Source organism: Amycolatopsis sp. NPDC114478, assembly GCF_055633805.1.
The window spans coordinates 132133-148314 of record NZ_JBVKDO010000013.1 but is presented as its reverse complement, the minus strand read 5'-3'; the positions used below and the strand labels follow the sequence as shown (position 1 = coordinate 148314).

Below are 16182 nucleotides of genomic sequence, written 5' to 3'. Positions count from 1 at the left end.
TTCATGGGGATCCACGAAATTCCGGTCAAGACCCTCGACGGGCAGGACAGCTCGCTGGGCTCGCTCGCGGGCAAGGCGCTGCTCGTGGTCAACGTCGCGTCGAAGTGCGGCCTGACCCCGCAGTACTCCGGCCTCGAGCGGCTCCAGGAGCGCTTCGGCGGCCAGAGCTTCTCCGTGGTCGGTTTTCCGTGCAACCAGTTCGCGGGCCAGGAGCCGGGCAGCGCCGAGGAGATCCAGACGTTCTGCTCGACGACCTACGGCGTCACGTTCCCGCTGTTCGAGAAAATCGACGTCAACGGCGAGGGCCGCCACCCGCTGTACGCGGAACTGACCAAGACGGCCGACGCCGACGGTGAGACCGGCGACGTCCAGTGGAACTTCGAGAAGTTCCTGGTCGGTGCGGACGGCGCGGTCCTCGCCCGGTTCCGGCCGCGGACCGAGCCCGAGGATGAGCAGGTCGTCAAGGCCATCGAGGCCGCTCTGCCCGCGTGAGACGACCGGTGTCGCGCCGGGCGCTTTGCCCGGCGCGGCGCCGTCACAGGCCGAGCTGCTCGCGACCGACGGCGGTGAGGTCGTCGATCGTGGCGCGGCCGGTCCAGTTCACTTCGTAGTCTTCGGGCGCGAAGTCGCCCGGGCTCGCGCCTGTCAGGAACGCGCGGCCGCACTTCTCGGCGTAGGCCGCGTTCTTCGGGCAGTGCGGGCTCGCCGGGATGTACATGACGTTGCCCCAGCGGTCCGGGTTGGTGCCGTCGGCGACCGCGTGGATGACGTCGCCGTGCCACCAGACGGTGTCGCCCGGTTCGATCGCGGGGATCGAGGTCAGCGCCGGCAGCAGGTCGTCGTGGTACTTGTCGTTCACCGGCAACGCCTGGCCGTTGGCCGCGCCGCAGAGGTCGTCGTCGGGGATGTCGTCCTGTAGCGCGCGAAGCAGCACGTACGCCATCGCCGACGGGATCGGCACCACGTGCAGCACGCCGTCGCCCTGGTGCATTTCCGACAACGCCGTCCAGCCCTGGAAGGTGCGGAAGGCCGAGCACATGACCGTCGACGGGTACTCGTCGACTTCCGTGCGGTAGGCGCCGTCCCACGGGTCGTACTCTTGCCAATTTCCGGCGAAAACGTGGCGGAAGACCTGCTGGTAGGCGGGCAGCAGCCAACGTTCGACCGAGCCGGAGTCGGTGTGCGCGGACAGGCCGAGCGACGCCGAGCCGGGTGGGCGGCGCCGGATGCGGTCGGGGTAGGCCGTGTCGCGATCGGGGTCGAACCAGACGCGGCCCTCGGACGCGTGCCGCCAGAAGGAGTTGAGGAACCGCCGGACGGCGACCATGTGCTCGTGCTGGCGGGCCTGGATCTGCGGCTTCGACCAGTAGACCGGGTAGATCTGCGGCTGGCTCGACGCGAGACCGGCGAAGACGTCGTCGGCCGGTCCCTGGTAGGTCCCGGCGAAGTCGTTGTCAGCGAGGTACGCGGCCAGTTCGGCGTCCCAGGTCTCGGCCGTTTCGCGCGCGAAGGTGCCTTTGACGACGGCGCAGCCGCGGCGACGGACGGCGTCGAGCGTGCGCTGCGGCACGGTCCCGTCGGCGATGTCCCGATAACGGACAACGGGGAAGGCGTCCTGGTCGGCGGCGACGGCGTCGACCTCACGCCGCATCCGATCGCGGACTCCGGCGAACGCGCCGGCGACGTCGCCGATCCGGGCACGCAGCTCGTGCTTGGTCCGTGAAACGGCCTCGGACATGTTCGCTGGCAGTTCTGTGGTCGTCACCGGTGTCCCTCGCGATCTTTTGGTTAGGACTCCTTACTAGAATGTCCCGGCTACGGTAACCCCTGTCCGTCTCCCGCCACAAGAGGTGCGATGTCCGACCCCGACCGGCCGCTTCCGCGCCTGGCGATGCTGCGGGCCATGACCGACCGCGCGGTGCTCGATCACGTTTTCGTCCACGGCCGGACCACGCGCGCGGAGCTCGCCGCGACCACCGGGATCTCGAAGCCGACGATCTCCGAGTCGGTCCGTCGCCTGGAGATGGCGGGCGCGCTGCGGGCCACCGGCACCGACCAGACAGGGCGCCGTGGTCGCATCGCGACCTTCTACGAGCTGGCCGCCGACGCCGGCCGCGTCGTCGCCGCGGAGGTCAACCAGCAGGGCATCCGCACGGTGACGACCGACCTGACCGGAACGATCCTGGCCACCGGCCAGCACGCCCCGGAGGACCGACCGATGACCACCGCGGTCCGGGACGCCGTCGCGGCGGCGGGCCAAGCGGGATCGGGACCGGTGCGGGCGACCGCGGTCTCGGTGGCCAATCCGGTCGACCCGGTCACGCACGAGGTCGTCGAGCTGCCGGGGTCGCCCTTTCCTGAGGGACGGCTGCGAGCCGGCGACATTGGGCGTGACGTTTTGCTGGACAACGACGTCAACTTCTCCGCGCTCGCCGAGCGGCGCGAGGGCGCCGCGCGCGAGGCGAAGAGCTTCGCTTACGTATATGTCGGCGCCGGGCTCGGCGTCAGTCTTTACGTCGGCGACCAGCTTGTGCGCGGCTCGCACGGGCTTGCGGGCGAGATCGGGTACCTGGACAGTTCGGGGTCGACGCTCGCGTCCGCGCTAGCCGACCAGGGTTTCGGCAGGCCGGACGCGCCTTCGCTGGACGTCGACGCGATTTTGACCACGCTCGACCGCGCGGCGGGCGACGCCGTAGCCGCCGAACGACTACGGCTGCTCGGTGCGACGCTCGGACGGGCCGTGGCCGCGATCTGCACGATCGTCGATCCGGACCTGGTGCTGCTGGGCGGCCCGGCGGGGAGCCGTCTCGGGCTGGTGGCCGAAATCCGGCGAACGGTTCACGCGGCGACGCCCGGGCCGGTCCGGGTGGAGGCCGGCTCGGTGACGGACTCGGCCGCCCTGCGCGGCGCGCTGTTGTCGGCTCTCGAGCACGGACGAGATGCCCTGGTCAGAGCTGTTGCCGAAAGCTGACCAGACCGCGAAACGCCCTGCTCGGCCGTTAACGAAGCTGGCCAACCATGAGATCGCCTGCCCAGCGCCGCTACCGCAGCCGGCCCACCGCGAGATTGCCTGCCCAGCGCCGCTACCGCAGCCGGCCCACCGCGAGATTGCCTGCCCAGCGCCGCTACCGCAGCTGGCCAACCACGAGACCGCGTGGTGGGCTATCGCCACAGTCTGGCCAGACCGCGACCTGGGCCGTGCTCGCCCGTCGCCGGAACGACCATGACAGCTCAGGCCGAGCCGGCGTCGATCACCGCCCGGGCGCACTTCGCGACCACCGATGGGTCGACCTTGACCACCCGGCGGTCGTACGTCAGCAGGCCGTTGACCTCGTTTTCGACATCGGTCGTCTGGGTGTACACCGCGCCGGACAGGCCTCGCTCGGCCACCACTCTCTCCAGCGCGGCACTCACCTCCGCGCAGCGCTCAGTCAGCCGCTCTCGGGTCGGCGTCATCTCGTACGCGTTTGGCGGGCCGGGCCAGCAGTGGTCGTCCAAAACGAGACCGAGGCCGCCGTACTCGCCGTCGACGATCGCTCGGCCGTCGGTCGCCGTCGGCTCGCCCGGGCCTACGTACGTGTGGTCGTCGTAGACATCGCCCGCGCCGGTGTCCGGGCGGGAGAAGCAGCAGTTGACCCCGCTGTTCGCGATCACCAGGCGGTTTGGGTCGAGCTTTTTGACCAGTTCCGCGACACGGGCCGTGTCGTACTCGCCCCAACCCTCGTTGAACGGCACCCAGCCGACGATCGACGGGACCGCCTTCAGCTGGTTGATCATTTTGATCAATTCCGCCTCGAACAGCTCACGCGCTCGCGGGACGGGGTCCGGCGCGATGCCCGGCGGGCCGTCGAACGACACCGTCAGCGAGGGCATGTCCTGCCAGACGACCAGGCCCAGCGTGTCGGCCCAGTAGTACCAGCGCGCCGGCTCGACCTTGACGTGTTTGCGGACGAAGTTGAAGCCCAGCTCCTTCGTCTTCTCGAGGTCGAAGCGCAGGGCGGCGTCGGTGGGGGCGGTCGAGATGCCGTCCGGCCAGTAGCCCTGGTCGAGCGGGCCGTGGAGGAACGTCGGCCGCCCGTTGAGTGCGATCCGCGGGCGGCCTTCGGAGTCCGGGAGCAGGCCGATCGTCCGGAGGCCGGTGTAGCTGCCGACCTCGTCCAGAACCGCGCCATGCCGGTCGAGCAGCTGGACGCGCAGCGTGTAGAGGTGGGGTCGTCGGGGGTCCAGAGGCGCGGTTCGGGAACGTCCACGCGGACCGATGTCCCTGCCGCGCCCGAGCCGCGAGCGACCGCGCCGTCCGTGGTCGAAACGACGACAACGACCTCCGAGCCGCCGGTGAGCTGCGGGAACACCGTCACGCCGGTGAGGTCCGGGGTAAGATCGAGCCGTTCGACTCGAGAATGCGGTACCGGCTCCAGCCACACCGTTTGCCAGATTCCGGACGACGCCGTGTAGCAGATCCCGCCGGGCGCGTTGCGCTGCTTGCCGACCGGGAAGGGCTCGATGTCGGTGCGGTCCTCGGCCCGGACCGTCAGCTCCTGCGGCCCGGACGCCCGCAGGACGTCGGTGATGTCCGCGCTGAACGCCGTGTAGCCGCCTTCGTGCGTCGCGACGAGCTGGTTGTTGACCCATACCTTCGCCGTCTGGTCGACCGCGCCGAAGTGCAGGAGGATCCGCTGGTCGCGCCAGTCCGGCGGAATTTCGACCAGGCGCCGGTACCAGAGGACCTCGTCGCGCCGGCCGATTCCGGACAACGCCGACTCCGGCGGGAACGGGACCAGGATCCGCTCGCCGTAGCCGGACGGTCGTGGTTCGTCCGGCGACGACGGCCAGCCCGCGTACTCCCAGACGCCGTTGAGGTTCAGCCACCTCGGCCGGGTCTGCTGCGGGCGCGGGTACTCGGGCAGGGCGTTGCCCGGACCGACGTCGCCGGTCCACGGGGTGGTCAAGGGCGGGTCGAGCCGGCGCCAGCCGGTGTCCTCTGGTGCAGTCATCCCGGCCGATGGTGGCAGAGATCCACAGGAGCGCCAGTGAGTCGGATCACATTCGCCGACGAGCCTGGCCGGTCGGCTGGCCCGGGTGCCGCCGAGGCGTCCCGACTCGCGAGTAACCTCTGCCCATGCGTGTGCTGATGCTGTCCTGGGAGTACCCGCCAGTGGCCATCGGTGGCCTGGCGCGGCACGTACACGCGCTCGCCACGCACCTGGCCCGGCAGGGTCACGAGGTCGTCGTCCTGTGCCGGCACGCGGCGGGCACCGACGCCGGGACGCACCCGCGCACCGACCGCGTCGTCGAGGGCGTGCGGATCATCCGGGTCGCCGAGGACCCGATGCACGTCACCTTCGAACGCGACCTCGTCGCCTGGACGCTGGCCATGGGGCACGCCATGATCCGCGCCGCGCACGACCTGCTGCGCAACTGGCAGCCCGATGTCGTCCACGCGCACGACTGGCTGGTCGCGCACCCCGCCATCGCGATCGCCGAGGCCGCGCGGGTGCCGCTGGTCGGCACCATCCACGCAACCGAGGCCGGGCGGCACTCCGGCTGGCTGTCGCACCCGTTGAACCAGCAAGTTCACTCGGTCGAGTGGTGGCTGGCCAACCGGGCCGACGCGCTGATCACCTGCTCGCAGGCCATGCGCCGCGAGGTCGCGCACCTCTTCGAGGTCGAGGCCGAGGACGTCACGGTGATCCACAACGGCATCGAGGAGCGCGGCTGGCAGGTGCCGGCGGACGAGATCGCGCACGCCCGCGAGGTCTACAGCCCGGCCGGGGCGCCGCTATTGTTCTACTTTGGACGACTCGAATGGGAAAAGGGCGTGCAGGACCTGCTCGCCGCGCTCCCCCGCATCCGGCGCCGGCATCCTGGGACCCGCGTGGTCGTTGCCGGAAAAGGACGACACTTCGACGAGCTGGTCGAACAGTCGCGGAAGCTGCGGGTGCGGCGGGCGGTCGACTTCGTCGGGCACCTCTCGGACCGCGACCTGCGCGCGGCCCTGGCGGCGGCGGACGCGGTCGTGCTGCCCAGCCGGTACGAGCCGTTCGGGATCGTCGCGCTGGAGGCCGCGGCCGCGAAGGCGCCGCTGGTGGCGTCAACGGCGGGCGGGCTCGGCGAGGTCGTCGTGCACGGCGAGACCGGGCTCGCGTTCAGCCCCGGCGATGTCGCGGAATTGGCCAACGCGGTGACGGCCGTGCTCGACGACGCCGACGCGGCGGCCGAGCGGGCGCGGGCGGCGCAGTCCCGGCTGGCCGCCGACTTCGACTGGGGCCGGATCGCCGAGGCGACCGCCGAGGTCTACCGGCGGGCTAGGCCGGGCGAGCCGGTGGAGCTGCCGCGGCCGAAGATCGCGACCGGGAACGCCTTCGAGCCCGTCGCGGCCGGGGTGCCCGAGCTGTAGGTGGTGGTCGCTATCGCGACCACGACGGCGCCGGCCGCAAGCAGCCGGGATCGCTGTGGTCGATCTGTGGACGAAAGCCCGAACTGTAGGTAGCGGCCCGCTCAGAAGTGGCAGGGCCGGACGCAGTCCGGACGGGCCGCGGTGGACGCGGACACCGTCACCACCGCGCCGAACGAAAACGACAAGGCGACGAAAACGACCGCGACGACGGCTCTCAACCTGCTGGTCATGGGGACTCCTCGGGAACGCGGCGCAAGGACGCGCCTGGCAGCGAGCATCCGCGCAGGTTCCCGGGGAAACAATAAGCGGAACTGTACGGGCCGGTACCCATTCGCCTTGCGTGATCGGTCAGCGGGTGCCCGTCAAGACGCGGACCCGGACCCGCTCGCGCAGTGGTCCGAACGGCGACAACGCCTCCCGGACGCGCTCGGTGAACGCCGGCCGCTCCTCGGCCGCGGGCAGCTGCGCCGGGCTCATGGCCGAAAAAACGCCACCGACGATCTCCTCGACCGTCAGCTCCGCGTCGTACGAAATGACCTGGGAATCGACCACGTACCCCGCGGCCGAGAGGGCGTCCGCGTAGCGCGTTTGGCTCGCCGAATCCGTGCCGCACGTGCGGTGCAGCGGTGTCCCCAAAAACGACGACAGCACCTCCCGCAGCGCCGACGACCACGCCGAATCCTGGAGCCACAGCGGCTCGCCGTTCGTCACCACCGCGACGCCGCCGCCCGGGCGCAACAGCGAGCGCGCCGTCGTGAACAGCCGCTCGTGGTCCATCCAGTGCAACGCCTGCGCCACCGTCACCGCGGCCAGCCGGCCCGGGCCGACGACCGGCGTCAACGCCTCGACGTCGGCGTCCGCGCCCAGGAGCCAGCTCACGTTCGACGCCGACGTCGCCTGGCGGGCCTGGGCGAGCATGTCCGGTTCCGGGTCCATGCCGAGCACCGCGCCCACCCGGGGCGCCAGGACCCGGGTGAGCTGACCGGTGCCGCAGCCGAGGTCGAGCACGACGTCCTGGCACGTCAACGCGAACGACGTCGTCAGCGCGTCCGCCACCGCGGGTGGGTAGCCGCGGCGGAACCGTTGGTAGTACTCGCTCACTTCGCCGCCGAACGCCGATTCCGTCATGGCCTCGAGCCTGCCCGAGGTGGCCACCGGCCGGTCCTCCTTCCGCTCAGGGCGGACTCGACCGTCACAGTCGGATCTCGACCGGCAACCCCCTGGCCTGCGCAAACGCCTTGTCTACACGAACCGAACTCCGTGAGGTCACCATGAAGATCCTCTCCCTCACCGCCGCGTGCCTGCTCGCCCTCACGCCGGCGGCTGCCGCGCAGACGACGTCACCACCACCGCTGCCCACCTGGCTGAAGTTGTCCGTCTACAGCGGACATCCCGGCGAAAAGGTCTCCCTCACCGTCGCCTGCGATGGTGAAGCGGGCCCTGTCACGACCACGGCGTTGCGCATCACGACACCCCCGGCCCGCAACGCCGAAGGGCACCAGCCGTGGGCGTTGTTCGGCGAAAGCGTCGTCGCCGCCGTCGCGCCCGGCACCTACCCGGTTTCCTTCCGCTGCGCGGGAAAGCCCGTCACCGTGCGCTTCACGGTCCTGGCGGCGAAGTCCGGGCCCGGCCAGGTGAAGGTCGTCCCGCGCGGTGCGCCCCGGACCGGGGACGGTTCGGCCGCCTAGAAGACCGGCAGCAGGACGCCGTGCTCGGACTCCGGGCGCGGGCCGAAGATCCGGCGATCCGAAGACGCGATCGGCACGTCGTTGATGCTCGCCTCGCGCCGCCGCATCAGGCCTTCGTCGCTGAACTCCCACAGCTCGTTGCCGTAGCTGCGGAACCACTGGCCGTCGGCGTTGTGGGACTCGTACTGGAACCGGACGCCGATGCGGTTGCCGCGGAAGCCCCACAGCTCCTTGCGCAACGCGTAGTCGAGCTCGCGCTCCCACTTCGCCGTCAGGAACTTGACGATCTCCGCGCGCCCGACGACGTGCTGGTCGCGATTGCGCCACACCGAATCCTCGGTGTACGCCAGCGAGACGCGCTCCGGGTCGCGGGTGTTCCACGCGTCCTCGGCGGCCTGGACCTTCTGGCAGGCGGTGTCCTCGTCGAACGGCGGGAAAGGCGGACGCGGGCTCATGAGCACTCCTTCGAGACGTGGAGAACGTACGTTCTCCGGTAGTCTAGAGAACGCACATTCTCCGCACCAGAGGCAGGTGAAATGACCCCCACGGAGGCGACCGACCGGTTGCTCGAGGCCGCCGAGGAGCTCTTCTACGCCCACGGCGTCCAGGCGGTCGGGATGGACGCCGTCCGCGCGCGCTCGGGCGTCTCGCTCAAACGGCTTTACCAGACCTACCCGGCGAAGACCGACCTGGTCGAGGCCTACCTCCGGCGCCGCGACGAGCGCTGGCGGGCGTCGTTGCGCGAATTCGTCCACGCCCGCGGCGACGACCCGCTCGCCGTGTTCGACTGGCTGCACGACTGGTTTTCCGAGCCCGGCTTCCGCGGCTGCGCGTTCGTCAACTCCTTCGGCGAGTTCGGCGAGCCGGCGCCCGGCGTCGCGGCCGCGATCCGCGAACACAAGGACCAGGTCCGGGCCTACCTGCGTGGTCTCGTTTCCGACGAAACCGTCGCCGACCAGCTGTTCTCACTCGTCGAAGGCGCGACCGTGCTCGCCGCGATCACCGGTGATCCGGCTGAAGCGACGAAGGCCCGCGAAGCAGCGAAGGTGCTCCTGGCTCACTCACAGCAGTAGTCGAGCTGCTCGTCCCAGTCGACGCCGCGGCCGGCCGGGGTGAGGTCGAACAGGTTCCAGACCGGCTCGAGCGTGCCGAGGTGGCGCGGGTCCTGGCCGCGTTCGACCGGCGCGTACAGCAGCTCCGAACCCCAGAAGTGCCGGATGCCGCCGTCCTCGCGCCGGAAGACGTTCATCATCGGGCGCGCGCTGCCGTCTTCGGTCTCGGCGTGGTAATCGCGGCTGAACGTCGTGCCGGCGCAGGAGAACAGCCGGAGCCGACGCCAGCCGCGTTCCGCGGCGAAGGTCGTCAGGTGCGCGACCGGCGCCCGGGCGACGACAACGAAGTCCGCGTGCGGTGAGACGTGCTCCACCGCGCCGTCGAGCTGATCGAGCAACGCCGTGCAGGACGGACACGGACCCTGGTCGAGGGGCAGCTGGGCACTGTCGCCCGATGACGGACCTGGCCGGTCGTCGATCGGGTCCCGGGGGAACATGAAGTGGTAGACGATCACCGTGTCGTTGCCCGGGGAGAACAGCTCCGACAGCCGAACGGCGCCATCGCCGCCTTGAAAGACGTAGTCCTCCGGCACGAGACCGCCGGGCGGGAGGGCGCGGCGCTGTTCAGCCACCGCCTCCATCTCGTGGCGCAGCGCGGCTTCCCGGTCCAGCAGACGGTCGCGCGCGGCGCGGTACTCGGGTGTCTCGCCCGGGAAGCTCAGACTCATCCTCGAAAAGTACAACGAAACTGGCCCGGCGACGGGGAGCCACCGTCGCCGGACCAGTTCCGGACCACACCATCCCAACCAGTGTGGTGTCCGAGAACCCCTCGTCAGGTAGGGGTCCTCGGAGCCCCTGCTACCGGGCGTCTGTGAGGTACCGCGCGTAGGCACCAGTGGTGAGGAAGCTCGGCAGCTTCTCGCCCAGCGCGGTTTCGGTGAAGATCTCGTAGGCGTCGTCGAGGCGGTTGCCCTCGCCGAGGTCGGCGCGCACCGAGGCCAGCTCGTCGTCCAGGAACTCGACCGCCAGCTCGCGGGTCAGCGCCGTGCCGTCCTCAAGCTTCGTGCCGTTGCGGATCCACTGCCAGACCTGGCAGCGCGCGATTTCCGCGGTGGCCGCGTCCTCCATCAGGTTGTGGATCGCCGCGGCGCCGGTGCCGCGCAGCCACGCGTCGACGTAGCGCAGCGCGACGTTGATGTTCGCGCGCACGCCCGCTTCGGTGACCTCGCCGCCGGCGCTCGCCACGTCCAGCAGGTCCTCGGCGGTGACGTGGACGTCTTCGCGCAGCTTGCCGAGCTGGTTCGGCCAGCCGCCGAGCACGCCGTCGAAGACCTCGCGGCAGATCGGAACCAGGCCGGGGTGCGCGACCCAGGAGCCGTCGAACCCGTCTCCGGCCTCGCGTTCCTTGTCCGCGCGAACCTTCTCGATCGCCGTCGCGTTGATCTCGGGGTCCTTGCTCGGGATGAACGCGGCCATGCCGCCGATGGCGTGCGCGCCGCGCTGGTGGCAGGTGCTCACCAGCAGTTCGGTGTAGGCCCGCATGAACGGCACGGTCATCGTGACCTGCGCGCGGTCCGGCAGCACGAAGTCGGCGCCGTGCGCGGCGAAGTTCTTGATGAGGCTGAAGATGTAGTCCCAGCGGCCGGCGTTCAGGCCCGCCGCGTGCTCGCGCAGCTCGTAGAGGATCTCGTCCATCTCGAACGCGGCGGTGATCGTCTCGATCAGCACGGTCGCGCGGATCGTGCCGCGCGGGATGCCCAGTTCGCGCTGCGCCATCAGGAAAACGTCGTTCCACAGCCGCGCTTCGAGGTGGTTCTCCAGCTTCGGCAGGTAGAAGTACGGGCCGACGCTGCGGGCGACGAGCTGGCGCGCGTTGTGGAAGAAGTACAGGCCGAAGTCGACCAGGCTCGCCGACACCGGGCGGCCGTCGATGCGGATGTGCTTCTCCACCAGGTGCCAGCCGCGCGGGCGCGCGACGATCGTCGCCGGGTCGTCGCCGATCGTGTACCGCTTGCCGGCCTCGGTGGTGAAGTCGATGTTGCGGCGGATGGCGTCGTAGAGGTTGATCTGGCCGTCGATGACGTTGTGCCACGTCGGCGACGTCGCGTCTTCGAAGTCCGCCAGCCAGACCTTCGCGCCGGAGTTCAGCGCGTTGACCGCCATCTTGCGGTCGGTCGGGCCGGTGATCTCGACGCGGCGGTCCTCGAGGCCCGGCGCGGTCGGGGCGACGTGCCAGGACTCGTCGTCGCGGATCCGGCGGGTCTCGGGCAGGAAGCCGAGCGGCTTCTCCCCGGACTGCAGTTCCTCGCGCCGCGTGCGGCGGGCGTCGAGCAGCTCGCGCCGGCGGCCGGCGAACGTGTTGTCCAGCTTGGCCAGGAAGTCGAGTGCCGCCGGGGTGAGGATCTCCGCGAACCGGCCCTCGACCGGCCCGGTGACCTCGATGCGGTAGTTCAGCCGATCAACCATGGGGTGCCTCCACGAGCTGTGCAGGGAAGGAGAAGAAGGGAGGGACGCGGCCTGACGACGGGAGGGGGGTGCCGCCGTCAGGCCGCGGCCGGGATCAGTGGAACTGCGCCTCTTCGGTGGAGCCCTTGAGCGCGGTGGTCGAGCTCTCCGGGTTCAGCGCCGTCGCGACGTTGTCGAAGTAGCCGGTGCCGACCTCGCGCTGGTGCTTGGTGGCGGTGTAACCACGGCTCTCCGAAGCGAACTCGCGCTCCTGCAGGTCGACGTAGGCGGTCATGCCCTCGCGGGCGTAGCCGTGCGCCAGGTCGAACATCGAGTAGTTCAGCGCGTGGAAGCCGGCCAGCGTGATGAACTGGAACTTGTAGCCCATGTGGCCGAGCTCGCGCTGGAACTTCGCGATCGTCGCGTCGTCCAGGTGCTTCTTCCAGTTGAACGACGGCGAGCAGTTGTAGGCCAGCATCTGGTCCGGGAACTTCGCCTTGATGGCCTCGGCGTACTTGCGCGCCACCTCGAGGTCGGGCTCCGAGGTCTCCATCCAGAGCAGGTCGGCGTACTGGGCGTAGGCCAGGCCGCGCTCGATGCAGGGCTCGATGCCGTTGCGGACCTCGTAGAAGCCCTCGGCGGTGCGGCCGCCGGTGAGGAACTGCTGGTCGCGCTCGTCGACGTCGCTGGTCAGCAGCGTCGCGGCCTGCGCGTCGGTGCGGGCGACGACCAGGGTCGGCACGTTCAGCACGTCGGACGCCAGACGCGCGGCGTTCAGCGTGCGCTCGTGCTGCTTGGTCGGGATCAGCACCTTGCCGCCGAGGTGACCGCACTTCTTCTCGGACGCGAGCTGGTCTTCCCAGTGCACGCCCGCGGCACCGGCGGCGATCATGCCCTTCATCAGCTCGAACGCGTTGAGCGGGCCACCGAAGCCGGCCTCGGCGTCGGCGACGATCGGGGCGAACCAGTCGATGTCGGTGTTGCCCTCGGCCCAGTTGATCTGGTCGGCGCGGCCCAGCGCGTTGTTGATGCGGCGGACCACGGCCGGCACCGAGTTGGCCGGGTAGAGGCTCTGGTCCGGGTAGGTCTGGCCGGACAGGTTGGCGTCGGCCGCGACCTGCCAGCCGGACAGGTAGATCGCCTGCAGGCCGGCGCGGACCTGCTGGACGGCCTGGTTACCGGTCAGGGCGCCGAGCGCGTGGATGTAGTCCTCGGTGTGCAGGAGGTCCCACAGCTTCTCCGCGCCGCGGCGGGCCAGGGTGTGCTCCTCGACGACGCTGCCGCGCAGCTTGATCACGTCTTCGGCCGAGTAGGAGCGCTGCACGCCCGCCCAGCGGGGGTCGTTCGCCCACTGCGCCGCCAGCTCCGCGGCCGCCTGCTTGGCCTGTTCCGTCATCGGTTCTCCCGGTGTTGCGAAGTTTGCGATTGCTCGCCTTGCCTGATCTGACCCTCGCATGGCAGGGAAAATCCGGTCCAGCTGTCCAAGTTGCCAATTTGTGCGAAGGGTCCGTAGGCTCTTTGCAAAGGTTGCGAATCAGACGATTCGCAACTGATCGAAAATTCGCGTTCTTGACCGTTCACGTAACCGTTCAGGACCGGAAACCTTCCGGAGAAGAGGGCACGAATGGAGAAGACTTTCGCCGGAGCGCGGTTGCGGCATCTGCGCGAAAGCCGGGCGATGAGCCAGGCCGACCTCGCTCGTGTGCTGGAGATCTCACCCAGCTACCTCAACCAGATCGAGCACAACTCGCGTCCGCTGACCGTGCCGGTGCTGCTGCGGATCACGCAGGCGTTCGGCGTGGACACCGAGTTCTTCGCGAACAACGACACGTCCCGGCTGGTCGCCGACGTCAAGGAAGCCCTGCTCGACGAGGTCCTCGGCATCGACGTCACCACCAGCGAGCTGAACGAGCTGGCGACGAACCTGCCGGCGATCGCCCAGGCGCTGGTCAAGCTGCACCGCAGCTACCGCAACGCCGTCGAGAGCACGGCCGCGCTGACCACGGAAAACGGCCTGGGCATGCACGGCAGCGCGGCGGCGCCGCTGCCGCACGAGGAGGTCCGCGACTTCTTCTACGAACGCGAGAACTACGTCGCCGAACTGGACGAACGCGCCGAGAAGATGGCGGCCGACATCCCGCTGCAGCGCGGTCAGGTGCTCAGCGCGCTGAAGGAACGGCTTTGGCAGCGCTACGGCGTCGAAGTGACCAACGACGGGATCGACGAATCCGCCGGTCAGCAGCACCGCTACGAGCCGGTGACACGGGTGCTGCGGCTGGCGCCCAGCCTGCGCGTCGGGCAGCAGGCGTTTCGCATGGCTTCGCAGATCGCGCTGCTCGAGTACGACGACCTGATCACCGAGCTGGCCGACTCGTGGGCGTTCTCGGGCCCGGCCGCGCGCTCACTGGCCCGCGTCGGCCTGGCCAACTACTTCGCGGGCGCGCTGATCCTTCCCTACGGACCGTTCCTGGCCACGGCCGAGCGGTTCCGCTACGACATCGAGCGGCTGTGCGACCACTACGGCGTCGGCTTCGAGACCGCGTGCCACCGGTTGTCCACTTTGCAACGTCCCAAGCAGCGCGGGGTGCCGTTCTCGTTCGTGCGGGTGGACCGGGCGGGGAACATGTCGAAGCGCCAGTCCGCGGCCGGCTTCCACTTCTCCCGCGTCGGCGGCGCCTGTCCGCTGTGGAACATCTACGAGGCGTTCACCCAGCCGGGGAAGATCCTGACGCAGATCGCGACGCTGCCCGACGGCAAGAGCTACTTCTGGATCGCGCGCACGGTGTCGCGCAACATCGGCGGGTACGGCAGCCCGGGCAAGACGTTCACCGTCGGCCTCGGTTGCGAACTCCGCCACGCCGGGCGGCTCGTCTACTCGACCGGGCTCGACCTGGACGAGCCGGCCGCCGCGACGCCCATCGGGATGGGCTGCAAAGTCTGCGAACGGCCGGCTTGCTCCCAGCGCGCGTTCCCGACGATCGGCAAGCAGCTCACCGTCGACGAGAACACCAGCACCTTCGTCCCGTACCCGGCGGTGCCTAAGGGCTGATCACGTGCGTTGTCCACTTCGCTTCGTCCGGGCCGATCAGCGTGATCCGGCTCAGCAGTTCCTGCGCGGTGATGCCGCCGATCTTCGGCTGGTTGAACCGGACGCAGGCCGTCAGCCCGTTCTTCGTCACGCACTCCGGCTCGCCGAGACCGTCGGTCGGGCCGCCGGGTGGCGAGACGTTGATCGTCGCCAGCCCGCCCTCCGACGTGTACTGCAGGACCAGCCGCCACGGGACCCCGTCCTGGTCCGGCCGGCGCCGCAAGTAAGCGTCGTTGAGGGAGTACCCGGTCGGCAGGCTCGTGATGTGCAAAGGCAGCGGGACCGGCCGGATCCCGACCGTGATGTCGCCGGCGACCCGCGTCAGCACCTGCTGCAGGCCCGGGCCCGTGAGGTAGTACGCGTGCAACTGGACCCACCGGCCTTCCCGGGTGCGCCAGCGCAGGTAGCTCTCGCCGTGGTTCAGCGGGTCCTTCACGTCGGTCGTGAGCCAGTGACCGTCGAGGCTGCCGACGCGGACCGGGATTCGCGACGGCGGCCCGCCCAGGCCGGGCGGGACGGGCGGCTCCTGGTCGGAAACCGACAACCAGATCATCGGCGGCAGCTCGCCGCGGCCGACGGCCAGCGTGGTGTCGCCGTGCGCGCCCACGGTGTACTCGACGCCTTTGACCTGCTCCGGCAGCCAGCCGAAGCTCGCCGTCGCCTCCACCGGGTTGGCGACGGGCACCGGGATGACGATCGTGGGACTTGCCGAAGGGGGCGCCGTGGCGGCGGGCACGAGCGCCAGTGGCGAGGACGGCTGGAACAACGACACCGCCGTCACGCCGCCGGCCGTCACGACCGCGGCGCAGCCGAGGACGAGCGCGGTGGTCCGCACGCGGCGACGACGTCCGCCCAGTCGGCGGGCGCGATCGAGGTCGATCCGCGACGGCGGCGCGGGCGCGTCGGCGAGTTCCTTCAGCTGGGTGGCCAGCTCGTGGTCGGTCATGCTCGTCCCTCCCGGATGGGGTTGCCCAGCAGCTCGCGCAGCGTTTCCACGGCCTTCGCGGTCTGGCTCTTGACGGTGCCTTCGGAGCAGCCCAGCGCCCGCGCGGTGTCCGCGACCGGCAGGTCGCCGAAGTAGCGGAGGACGAGGGTCGCGCGCTGCCGGGCAGGCAGCCGGTCCAGCGCGGCCCGCAGGTCCAGTGCCGAGTCGAGGTCCGGGCCCGGCGCCGGTGGTGGGTCGTGGTCGGCGCCGCGCAGGTCCACCCGCTTCCACCACGACGTCCGCTGCTCGGCGAGGTAGGCGTTGACCAGCGTGCGGCGCGCGTAGCCGTCGAGGTTGTCCGCCCGCGCGGCGCGCGACCAGTTCGCGTAGAGCCGGGTGATCGCCGTCTGGACCAGGTCGTCGGCCCGGTGCCAGTCGCCGCAGAGCAGGTATGCGACCTTGCGGAACCAGCCCGACCGTGCGGTCACGTACTCGGTGAAGTCGTTCACCGGCACCCCCCTTGTCCTGTTCGTCACCCCTTTGATGCCCCCGGAGGCCCGCGCGGTTGCCCGGCGCGCGCGAGTCGT

General features: G+C 70.2%; 15 protein-coding genes and 1 pseudogene. 6 read left to right on the top strand and 10 right to left on the bottom strand.

What is annotated here, in order from left to right:
* Positions 1–3 precede the first annotated feature (3 nt).
* Complete coding sequence (locus ACZ7OH_RS31870; RefSeq protein ID WP_470284206.1) at positions 4–492, top strand: glutathione peroxidase; 489 nt, start codon at positions 4–6, stop codon at positions 490–492.
* 43 nt (positions 493–535) lie between these two features.
* Here ACZ7OH_RS31870 and ACZ7OH_RS31865 read toward each other — a convergent pair whose 3' ends face one another.
* Positions 536–1765, bottom strand: coding sequence for a YbiU family protein (locus ACZ7OH_RS31865; RefSeq protein ID WP_470284205.1), 1230 nt, complete (start codon positions 1763–1765; stop codon positions 536–538).
* A 90-nt stretch (positions 1766–1855) separates the two neighbouring features.
* Between ACZ7OH_RS31865 and ACZ7OH_RS31860 the strand changes: the two genes are divergently transcribed.
* Positions 1856–2971 (top strand): ROK family transcriptional regulator, encoded by a 1116-nt coding sequence (locus ACZ7OH_RS31860; RefSeq protein WP_470284204.1) that lies wholly within the window; start codon positions 1856–1858, stop codon positions 2969–2971.
* A 260-nt stretch (positions 2972–3231) separates the two neighbouring features.
* On the opposite strand, the pseudogene ACZ7OH_RS31855 reads toward ACZ7OH_RS31860, so the two are convergent.
* A pseudogene (locus ACZ7OH_RS31855) lies at positions 3232–4994 on the bottom strand (glycoside hydrolase family 2 protein).
* A 125-nt stretch (positions 4995–5119) separates the two neighbouring features.
* On the opposite strand from ACZ7OH_RS31855, the gene ACZ7OH_RS31850 reads away from it, so the two are divergent.
* Positions 5120–6397, top strand: coding sequence for a glycosyltransferase family 4 protein (locus ACZ7OH_RS31850; protein ID WP_470284203.1), 1278 nt, complete (start codon positions 5120–5122; stop codon positions 6395–6397).
* Between the two features lie 101 nt (positions 6398–6498).
* On the opposite strand, the gene ACZ7OH_RS31845 is transcribed toward ACZ7OH_RS31850, so the two are convergent.
* Positions 6499–6627, bottom strand: coding sequence for a hypothetical protein (locus tag ACZ7OH_RS31845; RefSeq protein WP_470284202.1), 129 nt, complete (start codon positions 6625–6627; stop codon positions 6499–6501).
* Positions 6628–6745: 118 nt separating this feature from the next.
* On the bottom strand, positions 6746–7525 hold the full coding sequence (locus tag ACZ7OH_RS31840) for a class I SAM-dependent methyltransferase (RefSeq protein ID WP_470284201.1): 780 nt from the start codon (positions 7523–7525) through the stop codon (positions 6746–6748).
* A 143-nt stretch (positions 7526–7668) separates the two neighbouring features.
* On the opposite strand from ACZ7OH_RS31840, the gene ACZ7OH_RS31835 reads away from it, so the two are divergent.
* Positions 7669–8085 (top strand): hypothetical protein, encoded by a 417-nt coding sequence (locus ACZ7OH_RS31835; protein ID WP_470284200.1) that lies wholly within the window; start codon positions 7669–7671, stop codon positions 8083–8085.
* On the opposite strand, the gene ACZ7OH_RS31830 is transcribed toward ACZ7OH_RS31835, so the two are convergent.
* Positions 8082–8540 carry a nuclear transport factor 2 family protein gene (locus ACZ7OH_RS31830; protein ID WP_470284199.1) on the bottom strand — a complete coding sequence of 153 codons (459 nt, stop codon included), beginning with the start codon at positions 8538–8540 and terminating at the stop codon, positions 8082–8084. The two genes, ACZ7OH_RS31835 and ACZ7OH_RS31830, sit on opposite strands and share 4 nt — an antisense overlap.
* Before the next feature lie 81 nt (positions 8541–8621).
* Here ACZ7OH_RS31830 and ACZ7OH_RS31825 point away from each other — a divergent pair, with 81 nt between their 5' ends.
* Positions 8622–9158 (top strand): TetR/AcrR family transcriptional regulator, encoded by a 537-nt coding sequence (locus ACZ7OH_RS31825; protein WP_470284198.1) that lies wholly within the window; start codon positions 8622–8624, stop codon positions 9156–9158.
* On the opposite strand, the gene ACZ7OH_RS31820 is transcribed toward ACZ7OH_RS31825, so the two are convergent.
* The 3 genes from ACZ7OH_RS31820 to aceA form a co-directional block, all read right to left on the bottom strand.
* On the bottom strand, positions 9143–9865 hold the full coding sequence (locus ACZ7OH_RS31820; protein ID WP_470284197.1) for a DUF899 family protein: 723 nt from the start codon (positions 9863–9865) through the stop codon (positions 9143–9145). The two genes, ACZ7OH_RS31825 and ACZ7OH_RS31820, sit on opposite strands and share 16 nt — an antisense overlap.
* 130 nt (positions 9866–9995) lie before the next feature.
* Positions 9996–11603 (bottom strand): malate synthase A, encoded by a 1608-nt coding sequence (gene aceB / locus ACZ7OH_RS31815; protein ID WP_470284196.1) that lies wholly within the window; start codon positions 11601–11603, stop codon positions 9996–9998.
* A 94-nt stretch (positions 11604–11697) separates the two neighbouring features.
* On the bottom strand, positions 11698–12978 hold the full coding sequence (gene aceA, locus ACZ7OH_RS31810; RefSeq protein ID WP_103335385.1) for an isocitrate lyase: 1281 nt from the start codon (positions 12976–12978) through the stop codon (positions 11698–11700).
* 228 nt (positions 12979–13206) lie between these two features.
* Here aceA and ACZ7OH_RS31805 point away from each other — a divergent pair, with 228 nt between their 5' ends.
* Positions 13207–14631 carry a short-chain fatty acyl-CoA regulator family protein gene (locus tag ACZ7OH_RS31805; protein WP_470284195.1) on the top strand — a complete coding sequence of 475 codons (1425 nt, stop codon included), beginning with the start codon at positions 13207–13209 and terminating at the stop codon, positions 14629–14631.
* Here the strand turns inward: ACZ7OH_RS31805 and ACZ7OH_RS31800 are convergent.
* Complete coding sequence (locus ACZ7OH_RS31800) at positions 14621–15616, bottom strand: hypothetical protein (protein ID WP_470284194.1); 996 nt, start codon at positions 15614–15616, stop codon at positions 14621–14623. The genes ACZ7OH_RS31805 and ACZ7OH_RS31800 overlap by 11 nt on opposite strands.
* Positions 15613–16104, bottom strand: a complete 492-nt coding sequence (locus ACZ7OH_RS31795) for a SigE family RNA polymerase sigma factor (protein ID WP_470284193.1) — start codon at positions 16102–16104, stop codon at positions 15613–15615. Before ACZ7OH_RS31795 ends, ACZ7OH_RS31800 begins: the two co-directional genes overlap by 4 nt.
* Positions 16105–16182 lie beyond the last annotated feature (78 nt).